The sequence below is a fragment of the Streptomyces sp. FIT100 genome (assembly GCF_024584805.1).
Taxonomy (GTDB): domain Bacteria; phylum Actinomycetota; class Actinomycetes; order Streptomycetales; family Streptomycetaceae; genus Streptomyces.
Window position 1 is genome coordinate 3,474,594 of the sequence record NZ_CP075715.1, and the last position, 13,604, is coordinate 3,488,197.

Below are 13,604 nucleotides of genomic sequence, written 5' to 3' on the forward strand. Positions count from 1 at the left end.
AGGACGTCCATGTCCATGATGGACAAGATCAAGCAGATGCTGAAGGGCCACGAGGACCAGGCTTCCAAGGGCATCGACAAGGCCGGCGACATGGTCGACGACAAGACCCAGGGCAAGTACAAGGGCCAGGTCGACACCGCCCAGGACAAGCTCAAGGACCAGCTCGGCGTCGACCAGGGCGACCAGGGGCAGAACCCGCCCCCGCAGCAGCCCTGACGGCCGCACGCCACGTCACGCCTCGCGTGACGACGCCCTCACGTGGCGAAGGTAGGGAACCAATGACCGGGAACACCCAGCTCACCGCTCGCGACATCATGACCGGCGGCGTACAGTGCGTCGGCGCGCACCAGTCGCTGCTGGAAGCCTCGCAGATGATGCGCGACCTGAACGTCGGCTGTCTGCCCATCTGCGGCGACAACAACCGGCTCACCGGCCTGATCACCGACCGCGACATCGTCGTCCAGTGCTGCGCCGAGGGCATCGACCCCGCGACGGTCCAGGCCGGCTCCCTGGCCGGCGAGCTCCACTGGATCGACTCCGGCGCCGGCGCCGACGCCGCCCTCGCGATGATGGAGCAGCACCAGGTCAAGCGGCTGCCGGTGATCGACGTCAAACACGGCCACCAGCTCGTCGGCATGATCACGGAGGCCAACCTCGCGAAGAACCTCACGGACGCGCAGATCGCGGAGTTCGCGACCAGGGTCTACGCGAACGTCTGACGCGTCTGACGCGCCCGCCGTGTCCACCGCGTCCGAGTCCGACGCGTTCTCGTTCGGCGCGTTCTCGGCGCGTTCTCGTACGACGACGTCGGGGCGGCACTCACCGCGTGGGTCACCCACTGCGGCGGGGCCGCCCCGGAGCGTCTCAGGCGCCCGCACTCGGTCGCATCGGGGCCGGGGGCACCGAGCCCGGCAGTTTCGGGCTCGGAGGCCTCGATGCCGGGGGCACCGTGCTCGGAAGCCTTGGGCTCGTGAGCTTCGGGCTCGGCACGATCGTGCCCGGCGCCTTGGAGCTGGGGGCCACCGCGCTCGGCGGCTTCGGCGTCGGCACCTTGGTGCTCGGCGCCACGGGGGCCGGCGGCTTCGCAGTCGGCGCCACCGCACTGGGGACCTGGGGACTCGGCGCCTTGGTGCCCGGCGCCACGGCGGTCGGCGGCTTGGTACTCGGCGGCTTGGGGCTCGGCGCCACCGCGCTGGGCACCTTCGCGTTCGGCGCCTTGGGACTGGGCGCCTTCGGGCTCGGGGCCGCAGGGGTGGGAGCCTTCTCCCCGACACGCCGGCTGGATTCGAGGTGCGCGAAGACCACCAGGTTCTGGTTGTAGTCCTTCGCGCTCTTGTCGTACTCACCCGCGCACGTGATCAGGCGCAGCAGCGCCTGCGGGGTGTCGTCGTAGACGCGCGCGCTCGGGAAGGTCTTCTTGTCGAACGTCTCGACGGAATCGACCTTGAACGTGGCGATCGTGCCGTCCTCGCGGGTGATGTCGACCATCCTGCCCGGCTTGAGCTCGCTGAGGCCCACGAACACGGCCGGCCCGGTCATCGTGTCGAAGTGGCCCGCGACGATCGCCGTACCGCGTTCGCCGGGGGTGGGACCGTCCTTGTACCAGCCGACCAGGTTGTTGTTGTTGACCGGCGGCGAATTGAGCTGGCCGGTGGGGCTGAGCCCCAGCGGGATGAACGGCGCGTCGACCGAGATGTAGGGGATCTGGAGCCGCTTCGGATTGGACGCGGACAGCGCGGGGCCGGGGCTGGCGTGCGGGGCGGACGAGGGGCCCGCGGCCCTCGGGGTCATGGCCGCCGCCGGTTTGCCCGACCGGTCGTTCCCCGCGGTGGCGTCGAACGCGCCGTAGATCAGGAGGGCGCCCACCCCCACCGACACGACGGGCCACAGCAGGGCCTTCCGGAGGGAGCGGAAGGTGCCTTCGGAGCGGTACGGGGACGGGCCGGACGGCTGCCGGAAGATCATGTGAGGGTGCCTTTCGGGCGGTGATGCGGGTGAAGCGGGGTTCCGGCTGAAGCGGTGCGCGGACACGGCGGAGAGAGGACGCCGTCCCGCCGAACCGCCACGGAAACGTCACCGCCGCGGCCACCGTCCCGGGAAGGACGGTGGCCGCGACTACGCAGCGATACGGCTACTGGTGCGACCGCGTCAGATCTGGGCACCCGAGTTGCGGCGGCGCAGCTTGTAGGCCGCGGCACCCAGACCGCCGAGCATCAGAACCGAGCCGGCCGCGAGGCTGCTGCCGTTCGTGGCGAGACCGCCACCACCGGCGTCGACGCCGCCGTTCGGCTTGTCCTCGTCGTCGTCATCGTCGTCGTCATCGTCGTCGTCGTGGTCGTAGTCGTCGTCGTGGTCCTTCTTGCCGTGGTCGTGGTCCTTCTTGTCCCACTTCTTGTCGTGACCCTTGTCGTGACCCTTGTCGTGGTCGCCCTTGTCGTAGCCACCCTTGTCGTGGTCACCCTTGTCCGAGTCGTCCTTGTCGGACTTCTCGTAGTCACTCTTGCCCGAGTCGTCCTTGTCCGACTTCTCGTAGTCACTCTTGCCCGAGTCGTCCTTGTCCGACTTCGAGGAGTCGTCCTCGGTCACGAGCTTGGCGAGAGCGCCACCACCGGCGTCGACGCCGCCGTTGGGCTTGTCCTCGTCGTCGTCATCGTCATCGTCGTCGTCATCGTCGTCGTGGTCGTCGTGGTCCTTCTTGCCGTGGTCGTGGTCCTTCTTGTCCCACTTCTTGTGGTGACCCTTGTCGTGGTCGCCCTTGTCGTAGCCACCCTTGTCGTGGTCACCCTTGTCCGAGTCGTCCTTGTCGGACTTCTCGTAGTCACCCTTGTCGGACTTCTCGTAGTCACTCTTGCCCGAGTCGTCCTTGTCCGACTTCTCGTAGTCGCCCTTCTCCGAGCCGGACTTCTCCGCGTCGTCCTTCTTGTCGGAGTCGTCCGCCACGATCACACGGGCGAGAGCGCCACCACCGGTGTCGACACCACCGTTGGGCTTGTCCTCGTCGTCGTCATCGTCGTCGTCGTCATCGTCGTCGTCGTCGTCGTGATCGTCGTCGTCGTGGTCGCCCTTGTCGTGGTCCTTCTTGTCCCACTTCTTGCCGTAGTCGTGGTCGCCCTTGTCGTGGCCACCCTTGTCGTGGTCGCCCTTGTCGTGGTCGCCCTTGTCCGAGTCGTCCTTGTCGTAGTCGTCGGAGTCGTCGCGGCTGGACGCGGCGCCGGCGGCACCGCGGTCGTCCGCGGTGGCGATGGCATAGGCAGCGGGCGCGGTGACCGAGAGGACCGCGGTGATTGCGGCTGAGATCCACAGGTTGCGGGCAGAGCGCATGGGAAATTCCTTTCGCCGCGACTGCGACGGCTGACACATCGTCGGCTCATCGGATCGCAGCAGCGACTCCGACAACCGTCAGCCGGATTCCGGGGGCCCACCACCCGAGATCGCTGCATTCGAGGTACCTCGTGGGCTTTTCGGGTGGCGATCTGCCCGATAATCACCCGTTGGAGGGCCACACGAAGCGAGTCGCACGCACCGTGCGGAGCCCCGGGCCCCACCGCCGCCTCCATCTGAGGCACCCTCACGTCGGTCCGGCCGCGAGGGCGGACGGCGCGCCGCCGGCCCCGTGCCCCGCGCGCACCCTTGCCTGGAGTGCGCTCCAACGCGTTGGCTGGTGGCCCATGGAGTACACGCAGCTCGGACGCACAGGACTCAAGGTCAGCCGGCTCGTCCTCGGCACGATGAACTTCGGACCGCAGACCGACGAGTCCGACAGCCATACGATCATGGACACCGCGCTGAACGCGGGAATCAACTTCTTCGACACGGCGAATGTCTACGGCTGGGGCGAGAACAAGGGCCGGACGGAAGAGATCATCGGGAACTGGTTCGCGAAGGGCGGCGACCGCCGCGACAAGGTGGTCCTCGCCACGAAGGTGTACGCGAACATGGCCGCGGACGGGGACGCCTGGCCCAACCACGACAAGCTGTCCGCCCTGAACATCCGCCGCGCCGTCGACGCCAGCCTCCGGCGGCTCAAGACCGACCACATCGACCTGTACCAGTTCCACCACATCGACCGGAGCACCCCGGTCGAGGAGATCTGGCAGGCCGTCGACGTACTGATCCAGCAGGGCAAGATCCTCTACGCGGGGTCGTCGAACTTCCCCGGCTGGAAGATCGCCCAGACGAACGAGACCGCGCGCCGCCTCGGCTCGTACGGCCTGGTCAGCGAGCAGTGCCTGTACAACCTGGCGGAGCGGCGCGCCGAGATGGAGGTCATCCCGGCGGCGCAGGAGTACGGCCTCGGGGTCATCCCCTGGTCGCCGCTGCACGGCGGTCTCCTCGGCGGCGTGATCAAGAAGGAGACCGAGGGCGGCCGCCGGTCGGCAGGCCGCTCGGCGGACGCGCTCGCCGACACGGCGGTGCGGGCCCAGGTGCAGGCGTACGAGGACCTGCTCGACAAGCACGGTCTCGCCCCCGGCGAGGTGGCCCTGGCCTGGCTGCTCACCCGCCCCGGCGTGACCGGCCCGATCGTCGGCCCCCGCACCGCCGACCAGCTGGCCTCGGCGCTGCGGGCGCTGGAGCTGGAGCTGGGCGAGGAGCTGCTGGCGGGCCTCGACGAGATCTTCCCGGGTCCCGGGCCGTCGCCGGAGGCCTTCGCCTGGTAGCCGGCGCATCGCCGATGGCAGCGCGGTGGCCGTGCCGGTCGCAGGCCGAGGTCAGCGACCGAGCACGGCCGCCACGGCGACGACGACGAACATCAGCACGAGCACACCGGCCATGATCCGGTTCCTGGTCTTCGGGTCCACCGTTCGAGCGTAACCGCACCGAGAAGATGATCTATAGTGCGGTCCCTCATCACCGACGATCAAGGGAGGGGATTTCCATGCGTCGGATCTTCAAGGGGATCGCAGTGGGGTCCGCGGTGGCAGGCAGCCTGATCCTGGGCTCGGGCCAGGCGGTGGCGGCGCCGCTCTGGCAGCCCATCAGCGGTCCGTTCACCAGCTGCGCGAAGACCGTGGGGCACACCGCAGTGAGCGGTGTGAACTTCCAGGGCTGTCTCATCGTCAACGCCAACATGGACGCCCAGGTCGTCCTCGTCGTGAACAACCACTCCGGCAGGGCCGTCACGATCTCCGGCCAGATCGAGAGCGACTTCGGCAACGCCTCGTGTGTGCAGACGACGCTCAACACCGGAACCCAGCGTGCCTGCTACGGACCCACGTCGGCGCTCGCCCAGTGCCGTGAAGGCCACGCCGACGTCGCCGGCCCGTACGGCGGCACGGTGCGCTTCACCGTCGAGGGTGTGGTGAACGAGATGGAGTCCACCACGGCGTGCAACGGCTACGCGGACCCCGTGGACTGACCTGCAAGGCCGGAGGCCCTGCCGCTCCGCCTGGAGCGGTTCCACGGACACTGCGCACGTACAGGTGTTGGGCCGGCGCGCACAGCATCGTCCGCGCCGGCCACCGGAGTTGACCGCCTCATCCGGCGAGCGGCCAGGCGTCGACCGTCTCGTAGCGGGGCTGTTCCCGCTCGATCCCGCCCCTGGGCAGGTTGCTGCGGACGAGCGCCAGCTCGGACACGGTCCAGGGCGCGCCCTCGAAGCCGTTCAGCTCGTCGACGTACGGCCGGAGGTCCGTGTCGGCACGGGTGCGGGCGATGGTCAGATGGGGGTGGTAGGCGCGGTGCTCGTCCATCGGGACGCCCGAGCGCCGCGCCGCCGCGTCCGCGCGCTCGGCGAGCATGCGCATCTCCTCGATCCCGCCGGCGGCCCCGATCCACAGGGTCCGCCGTCCGAAGCGCCCGGCCCCGTGCAGACGCAGCCGGAACTCATCGCTGCGGTGGGCTGCGCGTCCGAGCCGCTCGCGCAGCTCGGGCACGGTCCGCTCGTCGACCTCGCCCATGAAGGCGAGCGTGAAGTGCCAGCCGGGCCGCCCGGTCCAGCGCAGTCCGTGCGAGCCGGGGAGAGCATGCAGCGGGTCGACGGCGGCTCCGAGCTCGCGCAGGGCCTCGTCGGGCGGGAGCACGGCGGCGAAGAGTCTCATACGGCCAGTTTGCGACAGTGGGCGATCAGCTGTGCACGGTTCTCACTCGAAGCCGAAACTCCCCTTTTGGTCTGCGCAGACATCGTGCAAGCATGGGGCCATGGCTACCAGGATGCTCAGCGTGCGGATAGACAGCGAGACGCTTGAGTCGGTGAAGGAGCGGGCCGCGGCCCGGGGCATGACCGTCCAGGAGTACGTGGTCGGGCGGCTCCAGCGGGACGAGTTCGAGGAGCAGTACCGGGAGGCGGTCATCGAGACGCTGGAGCTGTACGGCGATGTGCTGGCCGCGGCGGACCTCGACGACGCCCCGCCGGGAGCGGGCCGTGAGGAGTCCGCCGCCGCATGACGCACCATCTCGACCTCAGTCAGCTGCTCTGGACCGCGGAGCGGCTCCCGGGGGATCCGCAGGCGGACGACTACGGCTCCCTGATCGCGGCGGTGGACCGCGCGAGCTCCGCCGCATTCGGCTACGAGGTGTACGGATCGGTACCGCTGAAGGCGGCGGCCCTGTTCCAGACCATCGCCCTGCTCCAGCCGCTGGAGCACAGCAACAAGACGTTCGCGTTCGCGGCGGCCCGCTCTTTCATGCGGGCCAACGGGCAGATCCTGCGGCCGAAGCCCGACCAGCTCAGCGAGTTGCTGGCGGACATCCAGCCGGGTGCACGCGGGGTGCGCGCCATCGCCGAGCAGCTGGCCCAGTGGGCGCGGCCGCCGGGGGTGCAGGCGTAGGCCACCACCCCCGGCCCCGTACGGCTACGCGGCCGCCACCAGCTCCTGCTCCTCGCGCTCCTCGCGCCGCTCCCGCGGCACGAACCGCACGTGCTGCCGTCCCCGCCGCAGGTCCACCTTGACGCGCAGGTCCCCGGCCCTGGCCAGGATCAGGCCGATCGCGACGGCCGCGGCGATCGCGACCGCGCCTCCCGTCGCGAAGCCGGCACGGACGCCGTACGTGTCCGTGATCCAGCCGACGATCGGCGCTCCCAGCGGGGTGCCGCCGACGAAGACCATCATGTAGAGGCTCATCACCCGGCCGCGCATCACCGGGTCCGTGGCCATCTGGACCGACGAGTTGGCCGTGACGTTGACCGTCAGGCCCACCATGCCGATGGGCACGAGCAGCAGCGCGAAGAGCCAGAAGGCGGGCGAGAGGGCGGCGGCGATCTCCAGTACGCCGAACAGCACCGCCGCGCCGACCAGCATCCGCAGCCGGGACGTGGCGCGCCGCGCGGACAGCAGCGCCCCGGCCAGGGAGCCGGCCGCCATCAACGTGTTGAACAGGCCGTATGTGCCGGCGCCCGCGTGGAAGACCTTGTCGGCGAACGCGGTCAGCCAGATCGGGAAGTTGAAGGCGAACGTGCCGATGAAGCCGACGAGGACGATCGGCCAGATCAGCTCGGGCCGCCCGGCGACGTACCGCAGACCCTCCCGCAGCTGGCCCTTGCCGCGCGGCACGCGCTCCACCTTGTGCAGCTCGCTCGTGCGCATCAGCAGCAGCCCGGTGATCGGGGCGAGGAAGGACAGGCCGTTGAGCAGGAACGCCCAGCCGCTGCCGACGGCCGTGATCAGCACACCGGCGACGGCCGGGCCGACGAGCCGCGCGGACTGGAAGTTCGCGGAGTTGAGGCTGACGGCGTTCCGCAGCTGGTTCGGGCCGACCATCTCGGAGACGAAGGACTGGCGGGTCGGGTTGTCGACGACCGTGACCATGCCGAGCAGGAAGGCGATGAGGTAGACGTGCCAGACCTGCACATGGCCGGAAAGCGTCAGTACGGCGAGTGCGAGCCCGCACAGGCCGAGCGCGCCCTGGCTGAAGAGGAGGAGGCGGCGCTTCGGATAGCGGTCGGCGATGACGCCGCCGTACAGGCCGAAGAGCAGCATCGGCAGGAACTGGAGGGCCGTGGTGATGCCGACGGCCGCGGCGGAGCCCGTGAGGCTGAGGACGAGCCAGTCCTGGGTGATACGGGCCATCCAGGTGCCCGTGTTGGAGACGATGGCTCCGCTGAAGAACAGCCGGTAGTTGCGGATCTTCAGCGAGCTGAAGGTGCCCCGGGCGGCGCCGGAGCCGGCCTCGGCGGCCGTCTCGGTGCGGGTGTCGGTGTCGCTGTCGGTGCGGGTGTCGTTGGTGCGTGGGTCCGGTCCGGGTGCGGAGTCTGCTCCGGGTCCCGTACTCAAAAGGGTTCGCCTCCTCAGCGGTCGTGCGGCTACAGGTGTGCGAGCTTCTCCAGTACGGGGGCGGCGGCGCGCAGCTTGGCCCACTCGTCCTCGTCCAGGCCCTCGACGAGCGACGCCAGCCAGGCGTTCCGCTTGCGACGGCTTTCCTCGAGCATGGTCTCGGCCTGCTCGGTCTGGGTGACCACCTTCTGCCGGCGGTCATCCGGATGCGGCTCCAGCCGGACCAGCCCCTTGGCTTCCAGCAGCGCGACGATGCGGGTCATCGACGGCGGCTGGACGTGCTCCTTGCGGGCCAGCTCACCGGGGGTGGCGGAACCGCAGAGGGACAGTGTGCCGAGCACCGACATCTCGGTCGGGCTCAGCGATTCGTCGACGCGCTGGTGCTTCAGGCGCCGGCCCAGCCGCATGACGGCCGAACGCAATGAGTTCACGGCGGCTGCGTTGTCGCCGTGGGACAGATCAGGCATGTTCTTTAGAATACCTCATTACCCAACCTAAAGACCAGGGGGTTTCGGGTCGGCTGGATGTATCACCCAAATGAGTGAGACGCATCCGGAAAGTGACGCACCGACGGGATCCGGCCAGCGACCCTGGGTGACATGGCAACGACAGCATCGACCGCAGCGGCGTCATCGACCGTGCTCAGCCTCCGGATAGACGGGGAGCTGCTCGACCGGTTGCGGCAGCACGCCGCCAAACGCGGAATGAGCGTCCAGGACTACGTGGTCCGGACGCTCATTCGCGACGACTTCGACGAACGCTTCAAGACGGCCGTCGAGGAGACGGAGAAGTTCTACGGCCCGGCATGAGGCCGCTTCTCCGAGGGTCGAGGGGCCTTACGTGAGGCCCAGCGCGGGCATCGCGTAGTAGAAGACGAACACCGCGGACACGACGTACATCGCCACCGGCACCTCACGCCCGCGCCCGGTCACCAGCCGCAGCACGCTGAAGGCGATGAAGCCGATCCCGATGCCGTTGGTGATCGAGTACGTGAACGGCATCATCACCATCGCCAGGAAGGCCGGAACGGCGATCGTGAAGTCGCTCCAGTCGATGTCCTTGACCGACCCGGCGAGGATCAGGAAGCCCACCGCCAGCAGTGCGGGCGTCGCAGCCTGGGACGGAACCATCGTCGCGAGCGGCGTCAGGAACAGCGCCACCGAGAACAGCGCACCGGTGACGACGGAGGCCAGACCGGTGCGGGCGCCCTCGCCGACGCCCGCCGTGGACTCCACGAAGCAGGTGTTGGCGGACGACGAGGTGGCACCGCCCGCGGCGACCGCGATGCCGTCGACGATCAGCACCTTGTTGATGCCGGGGAAGTTGCCCTGCTTGTCCATGAGCTTGGCCTCGTCGCCGATGCCCAGGATCGTGCCCATCGCGTCGAAGAAGCAGGACAGCAGCACGGTGAAGACGAACAGCGCACCGGTGAGACAGCCGACCTTCTCGAAGCCGCCGAACAGGCTGACCTGTCCGACCAGGCCGAAGTCGGGCGTCGCGACCGGGTTGCCCGGCCACTGCGGGACGGTGAGGCCCCACGCCTCGCCCGGCAGATTCGCGATCAGCTGGATGGCGACCGCGACGACCGTCATCACGACGATCGAGATCAGGATCGCGCCGGGCACCTTGCGGATGATCAGCGCGAGGGTGAGCAGCGCGCCGAGGACGAAGACCAGGACCGGCCAGCCGGAGAGGTGGCCGGTGAGGCCGAGCTGGAGCGGGACGGTGGTGTGGGCGGCGTCCGGGATCCGGGAGACGAAGCCGGAGTCGACGAGGCCGATCAGCATGATGAAGAGGCCGATACCTATCGCGATGCCCTTGCGCAGGCCGAGCGGCACGGCGTTCATGACCCGTTCGCGCAGGCCTGTCGCGACGAGCAGCATCACGACGAGACCGGCGAGCACCACCATGCCCATCGCGTCCGGCCAGCTCATCCGCGGGGCGAGCTGGAGGGCGACGACCGTGTTCACTCCGAGGCCGGCGGCGAGCGCGATCGGGACGTTGCCGATGACGCCCATGAGGAGGGTGGAGAAGGCGGCGGTGAGCACGGTGGCGGTGACCAGCTGGCCGCCGTCGAGCTGGTGCCCGTACATGTCCTTCGCGCTGCCGAGGATGATCGGGTTCAGCACGATGATGTAGGCCATCGCGAAGAAGGTCGCGAAGCCGCCGCGGACCTCACGGGGGAGGGTGGAGCCGCGCTGGGAGATCTTGAAGTAGCGGTCGACACGGGCGAGGGCACCGGAACCGGCGGGGCCGGAGTCCGGACGCTGCGGCTGCTGCGACTGCTTCGGCTGCTGGGCGTCCGCAGGGGCGGTGGCCGTGGGGGGCATGCGAGACCTCGTCAAGGGGTGGTTCTTGGCCGATTTCTTGGATGTTCATACGAATGAAACCGGTCGGACGCAAACCGCTTCAGTATGAACGTATAAGCGAAAGATCGGTATCTCCGCGCGTAGACACCTGCAGTGGAGGGGCTCCGAGGGGCCGACCGGGGTCCACCTACACTGACCGCATGGCGAAGTGGACCCCCAAGCACGAGGCACCCGAACCCCTGGAGGGTCCGGTCGTCGCCACGATCACCGGCGGCACGATCCTGTGGTTCGTCCTCTTCCTGGTGCAGGTCCCCTTCTACGGCTGGTTCGCCGAGCGCGACCTCGGCTGGTGGGTCTGGACCTGCCTGGCCGGCGGCGGACTCGGGATCATCGGGATCTGGTACGTGCGCAAGCGCGACAGGGCGATCAAGCGCGCGGAGGCGGACGCCGGGGCCGAACGCCGGGAGTGAAGAGGCTCCCCCACCCGCCCCCTGACGGACTCCCCCGGCGGACCCTGCCTTCCCCCTGATGTTCACCCCGCTCAGGGGGTGAAGGCCGCCCGTCGGCCGTACCGTCGAGAACATGACGCAGCGGTCGGAGATCGGCAGCAACGAGCCCCAGCACTACGCCACCGCGGCCATCGACGCGGGCGCGGAGCTCGACCCCGTGCACCCCGTGACGCCGCCGGTGCTGCACCGGCCCGGCGGGCTCACCGCCGCCGAGGTGGCGGAGCGCATCGCGCGCGGTGAGGTCAACGACGTACCCGTACGCAGCAGTCGCTCCGCGGTCGACATCATCCGTGGCAACGTCTTCAACCGCTTCAACGCGATCATCGGCGTGCTGTGGGTGATCATGTTCTTCGTCGCGCCGTTCCAGGACACCCTCTTCGGCTTCGTCATCCTGGCCAACACCGGCATCGGCATCATCCAGGAACTCCGCGCCAAGAAGACCCTCGACGGGCTCGCCGTCATCGGCGAGGCGAAACCCGTCGTCCGGCGCGACGGCGTCGCCGGCGAGGTGTCCACGTCCGAGATCGTGCTCGGCGACCTGATCGAACTCGGCCCGGGCGACAAGGTCGTCGTGGACGGCGAGGTCGCCGAGGCCGACAGCCTCGAGGTCGACGAGTCGCTGCTCACCGGCGAGGCCGACCCGGTCCTCAAGCGGCGCGGCGACCGGATGATGTCCGGCAGCTTCGTCGTGGCGGGCAGCGGCGCCTTCACCGCCACCAAGGTCGGGCGCGAGGCGTACGCCGCACAGCTCGCCGAGGAGGCGTCCCGCTTCACGCTCGTCCACTCCGAGCTGCGCAGCGGCATCTCCACGATCCTCAAGTACGTGACGTGGATGATGATCCCGACCGCGACCGGGCTCATCATCAGCCAGCTGCTGGTGAAGGGCGACAACCTCAAGGACTCCATCGCCCGCACCGTCGGCGGCATCGTCCCGATGATCCCCGAGGGCCTCGTGCTCCTCACCTCCGTCGCCTTCGCGATCGGCGTCATCCGGCTCGGCCGCAAGCAGTGCCTGGTCCAGGAGCTGCCCGCGATCGAAGGGCTCGCCCGCGTCGACGTCGTCTGCCTGGACAAGACCGGCACGCTCACCGAGGGCGGCATGGACGTCACCGAGCTGCGCACCCTCGACGGCCACGACGAGGCGTACGTACGCAAGGTCCTCGGCGCGCTCGGCGAGTCCGACCCACGGCCCAACGCCTCGCTCCAGGCGATCATCGACGCCTGTCCGGACAGCGAGGAATGGCGCTGCGTCGAGTCGCTGCCCTTCTCCTCCGCCCGCAAGTACAGCGGCGCCGCGTTCAGCGAGGGCGACGGCCAGAGCTCCACCTGGCTGCTCGGCGCGCCCGATGTGCTGCTGCCCGAGAAGGACCCGGCCCTCGCCGACATCGACCGCCTCAACGAGCAGGGGCTGCGGGTGCTGCTGCTCGCCCGAGCCGCCGGGGAGCTCGACGCCCACGACGTCGCCACGGGCGCCCGGCCCGCCGCCCTGGTCGTCCTGGAGCAGCGGCTGCGGCCCGACGCCGCGGACACCCTCCGGTACTTCGCCGACCAGGACGTCACCGCGAAGGTCATCTCCGGCGACAACGCGGTCTCCGTGAGCGCGGTGGCCGAGAAGGTCGGTGTTCCCGGCGCCGGGAACACCGTGGACGCCCGCCGGCTCCCTGCCGAGCGGGACGCGATGGCGGCCGAGCTCGACAAGAACGCGGTCTTCGGCCGCGTCACCCCGCAGCAGAAGCGGGACATGGTCGGCGCGCTCCAGTCCCGCGGCCACACGGTCGCGATGACCGGCGACGGCGTCAACGACGTCCTCGCCCTCAAGGACGCCGACATCGGCGTCTCGATGGGCTCCGGCTCGGAGGCGACGAAGGCGGTCGCCCAGATCGTCCTGCTGAACAACAGCTTCGCCACCCTGCCGTCGGTCGTCGCCGAGGGCCGCCGCGTCATCGGCAACATCACCCGGGTCGCGACGCTCTTCCTGACGAAGACCGTCTACTCGGTGCTGCTCGCGATCCTCGTGGTCGTGGCGCAGGTGGAGTACCCCTTCCTGCCCCGCCATCTGACCCTGCTGTCGACGCTGACGATCGGCGTCCCGGCCTTCTTCCTGGCCCTGGCCCCCAACAAGGAGCGCGCCAAGCCGCACTTCGTCCGCCGGGTCATGCGGTACTCGATCCCGGGCGGCATCGTCGCCGCGGCCGCGACCTTCGCGACGTACCTCCTGGCCCGCTCCCACTACAGCGGCCCCGGTGCCCTGGAGGCCGAGACCAGCGCGGCGACGCTGACCCTCTTCCTGGTCGCCATGTGGGTCCTCGCGATCGTCGCCCGCCCCTACACATGGTGGCGGGTCGGGCTGGTCGCGGCGATGGGGCTGTGCTTCCTGGTCGTGCTGGCGGTGCCGTCGCTCCAGGACTTCTTCGCGCTGAAGCTGGTGGGCACGACGATGCCGTGGGCGGCGGTGGCGATCGCCGCGGTGGCGTCGGTGCTGCTGGAGTTCGCGTGGCGGTGGGTGGACCGGCGCTTCCCGGCGTGACCGGCATGGCCGGCATGGCCGGCGTGACCTCCGCACCTCCGCAGGGCCC

General features: G+C 69.5%; 15 protein-coding genes. 9 read left to right on the top strand and 6 right to left on the bottom strand.

Annotated features, from left to right (window positions below):
* Positions 1-9: 9 nt before the first annotated feature.
* Positions 10-216: an antitoxin gene (locus KK483_RS15270; protein ID WP_262005780.1), complete on the top strand. Its 207-nt coding sequence runs from the start codon at positions 10-12 to the stop codon at positions 214-216.
* Positions 217-278: 62 nt separating this feature from the next.
* The gene (locus KK483_RS15275; RefSeq protein WP_262005781.1) at positions 279-719 is read left to right on the top strand and encodes a CBS domain-containing protein; all 441 of its coding nucleotides are present in this window, start codon (positions 279-281) and stop codon (positions 717-719) included.
* Positions 720-864: 145 nt separating this feature from the next.
* On the opposite strand, the gene KK483_RS35320 is transcribed toward KK483_RS15275, so the two are convergent.
* Both KK483_RS35320 and KK483_RS15285 read right to left on the bottom strand, forming a co-directional pair.
* Entirely contained in the window at positions 865-1,965 is a 1,101-nt protein-coding gene (locus tag KK483_RS35320) for a class F sortase (RefSeq protein ID WP_313879129.1), read from the bottom strand.
* A 183-nt stretch (positions 1,966-2,148) separates the two neighbouring features.
* Entirely contained in the window at positions 2,149-3,321 is a 1,173-nt protein-coding gene (locus tag KK483_RS15285) for a hypothetical protein (protein ID WP_262005782.1), read from the bottom strand.
* Between the two features lie 347 nt (positions 3,322-3,668).
* Here KK483_RS15285 and KK483_RS15290 point away from each other — a divergent pair, with 347 nt between their 5' ends.
* Positions 3,669-4,658, top strand: a complete 990-nt coding sequence (locus tag KK483_RS15290) for an aldo/keto reductase (protein ID WP_262005783.1) — start codon at positions 3,669-3,671, stop codon at positions 4,656-4,658.
* A 218-nt stretch (positions 4,659-4,876) separates the two neighbouring features.
* Positions 4,877-5,356: a hypothetical protein gene (locus KK483_RS15295; protein WP_262005784.1), complete on the top strand. Its 480-nt coding sequence runs from the start codon at positions 4,877-4,879 to the stop codon at positions 5,354-5,356.
* Between the two features lie 118 nt (positions 5,357-5,474).
* On the opposite strand, the gene thpR is transcribed toward KK483_RS15295, so the two are convergent.
* Entirely contained in the window at positions 5,475-6,038 is a 564-nt protein-coding gene (gene thpR / locus KK483_RS15300) for an RNA 2',3'-cyclic phosphodiesterase (RefSeq protein WP_262005785.1), read from the bottom strand.
* Positions 6,039-6,138: 100 nt separating this feature from the next.
* Between thpR and KK483_RS15305 the strand changes: the two genes are divergently transcribed.
* The gene (locus KK483_RS15305) at positions 6,139-6,384 is read left to right on the top strand and encodes a BrnA antitoxin family protein (RefSeq protein WP_262005786.1); all 246 of its coding nucleotides are present in this window, start codon (positions 6,139-6,141) and stop codon (positions 6,382-6,384) included.
* Positions 6,381-6,767, top strand: coding sequence for a fic family toxin-antitoxin system, toxin component (locus tag KK483_RS15310; RefSeq protein ID WP_262005787.1), 387 nt, complete (start codon positions 6,381-6,383; stop codon positions 6,765-6,767). Before KK483_RS15305 ends, KK483_RS15310 begins: the two co-directional genes overlap by 4 nt.
* Before the next feature lie 24 nt (positions 6,768-6,791).
* On the opposite strand, the gene KK483_RS15315 is transcribed toward KK483_RS15310, so the two are convergent.
* Complete coding sequence (locus KK483_RS15315; protein ID WP_262005788.1) at positions 6,792-8,210, bottom strand: MFS transporter; 1,419 nt, start codon at positions 8,208-8,210, stop codon at positions 6,792-6,794.
* A gap of 29 nt (positions 8,211-8,239) precedes the next feature.
* Entirely contained in the window at positions 8,240-8,677 is a 438-nt protein-coding gene (locus tag KK483_RS15320) for a MarR family winged helix-turn-helix transcriptional regulator (protein WP_262005789.1), read from the bottom strand.
* 171 nt (positions 8,678-8,848) lie between these two features.
* On the opposite strand from KK483_RS15320, the gene KK483_RS15325 reads away from it, so the two are divergent.
* The gene (locus tag KK483_RS15325; protein ID WP_313879514.1) at positions 8,849-9,019 is read left to right on the top strand and encodes a ribbon-helix-helix protein, CopG family; all 171 of its coding nucleotides are present in this window, start codon (positions 8,849-8,851) and stop codon (positions 9,017-9,019) included.
* Positions 9,020-9,046: 27 nt separating this feature from the next.
* Here KK483_RS15325 and KK483_RS15330 read toward each other — a convergent pair whose 3' ends face one another.
* Positions 9,047-10,540: an NCS2 family permease gene (locus KK483_RS15330; RefSeq protein WP_262005791.1), complete on the bottom strand. Its 1,494-nt coding sequence runs from the start codon at positions 10,538-10,540 to the stop codon at positions 9,047-9,049.
* Positions 10,541-10,719: 179 nt separating this feature from the next.
* Here KK483_RS15330 and KK483_RS15335 point away from each other — a divergent pair, with 179 nt between their 5' ends.
* Both KK483_RS15335 and KK483_RS15340 read left to right on the top strand, forming a co-directional pair.
* Complete coding sequence (locus tag KK483_RS15335; protein ID WP_262005792.1) at positions 10,720-10,989, top strand: DUF2530 domain-containing protein; 270 nt, start codon at positions 10,720-10,722, stop codon at positions 10,987-10,989.
* Between the two features lie 112 nt (positions 10,990-11,101).
* Positions 11,102-13,555: a cation-translocating P-type ATPase gene (locus tag KK483_RS15340; protein ID WP_262005793.1), complete on the top strand. Its 2,454-nt coding sequence runs from the start codon at positions 11,102-11,104 to the stop codon at positions 13,553-13,555.
* Positions 13,556-13,604 lie beyond the last annotated feature (49 nt).

What these genes read in the sequence shown, in the direction of transcription:
- KK483_RS35320 (WP_313879129.1), bottom strand. Translation starts at nt 1,965, where the DNA reads ATGATCTTCCGGCAGCCGTCCGGCCCGTCCCCGTACCGCTCCGAAGGC.
- KK483_RS15335 (WP_262005792.1), top strand. Translation starts at nt 10,720, where the DNA reads ATGGCGAAGTGGACCCCCAAGCACGAGGCACCCGAACCCCTGGAGGGT.
- KK483_RS15340 (WP_262005793.1), top strand. Translation starts at nt 11,102, where the DNA reads ATGACGCAGCGGTCGGAGATCGGCAGCAACGAGCCCCAGCACTACGCC.
- KK483_RS15310 (WP_262005787.1), top strand. Translation starts at nt 6,381, where the DNA reads ATGACGCACCATCTCGACCTCAGTCAGCTGCTCTGGACCGCGGAGCGG.
- KK483_RS15270 (WP_262005780.1), top strand. Translation starts at nt 10, where the DNA reads ATGTCCATGATGGACAAGATCAAGCAGATGCTGAAGGGCCACGAGGAC.
- thpR (WP_262005785.1), bottom strand. Translation starts at nt 6,038, where the DNA reads ATGAGACTCTTCGCCGCCGTGCTCCCGCCCGACGAGGCCCTGCGCGAG.
- KK483_RS15285 (WP_262005782.1), bottom strand. Translation starts at nt 3,321, where the DNA reads ATGCGCTCTGCCCGCAACCTGTGGATCTCAGCCGCAATCACCGCGGTC.
- KK483_RS15290 (WP_262005783.1), top strand. Translation starts at nt 3,669, where the DNA reads ATGGAGTACACGCAGCTCGGACGCACAGGACTCAAGGTCAGCCGGCTC.
- KK483_RS15295 (WP_262005784.1), top strand. Translation starts at nt 4,877, where the DNA reads ATGCGTCGGATCTTCAAGGGGATCGCAGTGGGGTCCGCGGTGGCAGGC.
- KK483_RS15305 (WP_262005786.1), top strand. Translation starts at nt 6,139, where the DNA reads ATGGCTACCAGGATGCTCAGCGTGCGGATAGACAGCGAGACGCTTGAG.
- KK483_RS15320 (WP_262005789.1), bottom strand. Translation starts at nt 8,677, where the DNA reads ATGCCTGATCTGTCCCACGGCGACAACGCAGCCGCCGTGAACTCATTG.
- KK483_RS15330 (WP_262005791.1), bottom strand. Translation starts at nt 10,540, where the DNA reads ATGCCCCCCACGGCCACCGCCCCTGCGGACGCCCAGCAGCCGAAGCAG.
- KK483_RS15275 (WP_262005781.1), top strand. Translation starts at nt 279, where the DNA reads ATGACCGGGAACACCCAGCTCACCGCTCGCGACATCATGACCGGCGGC.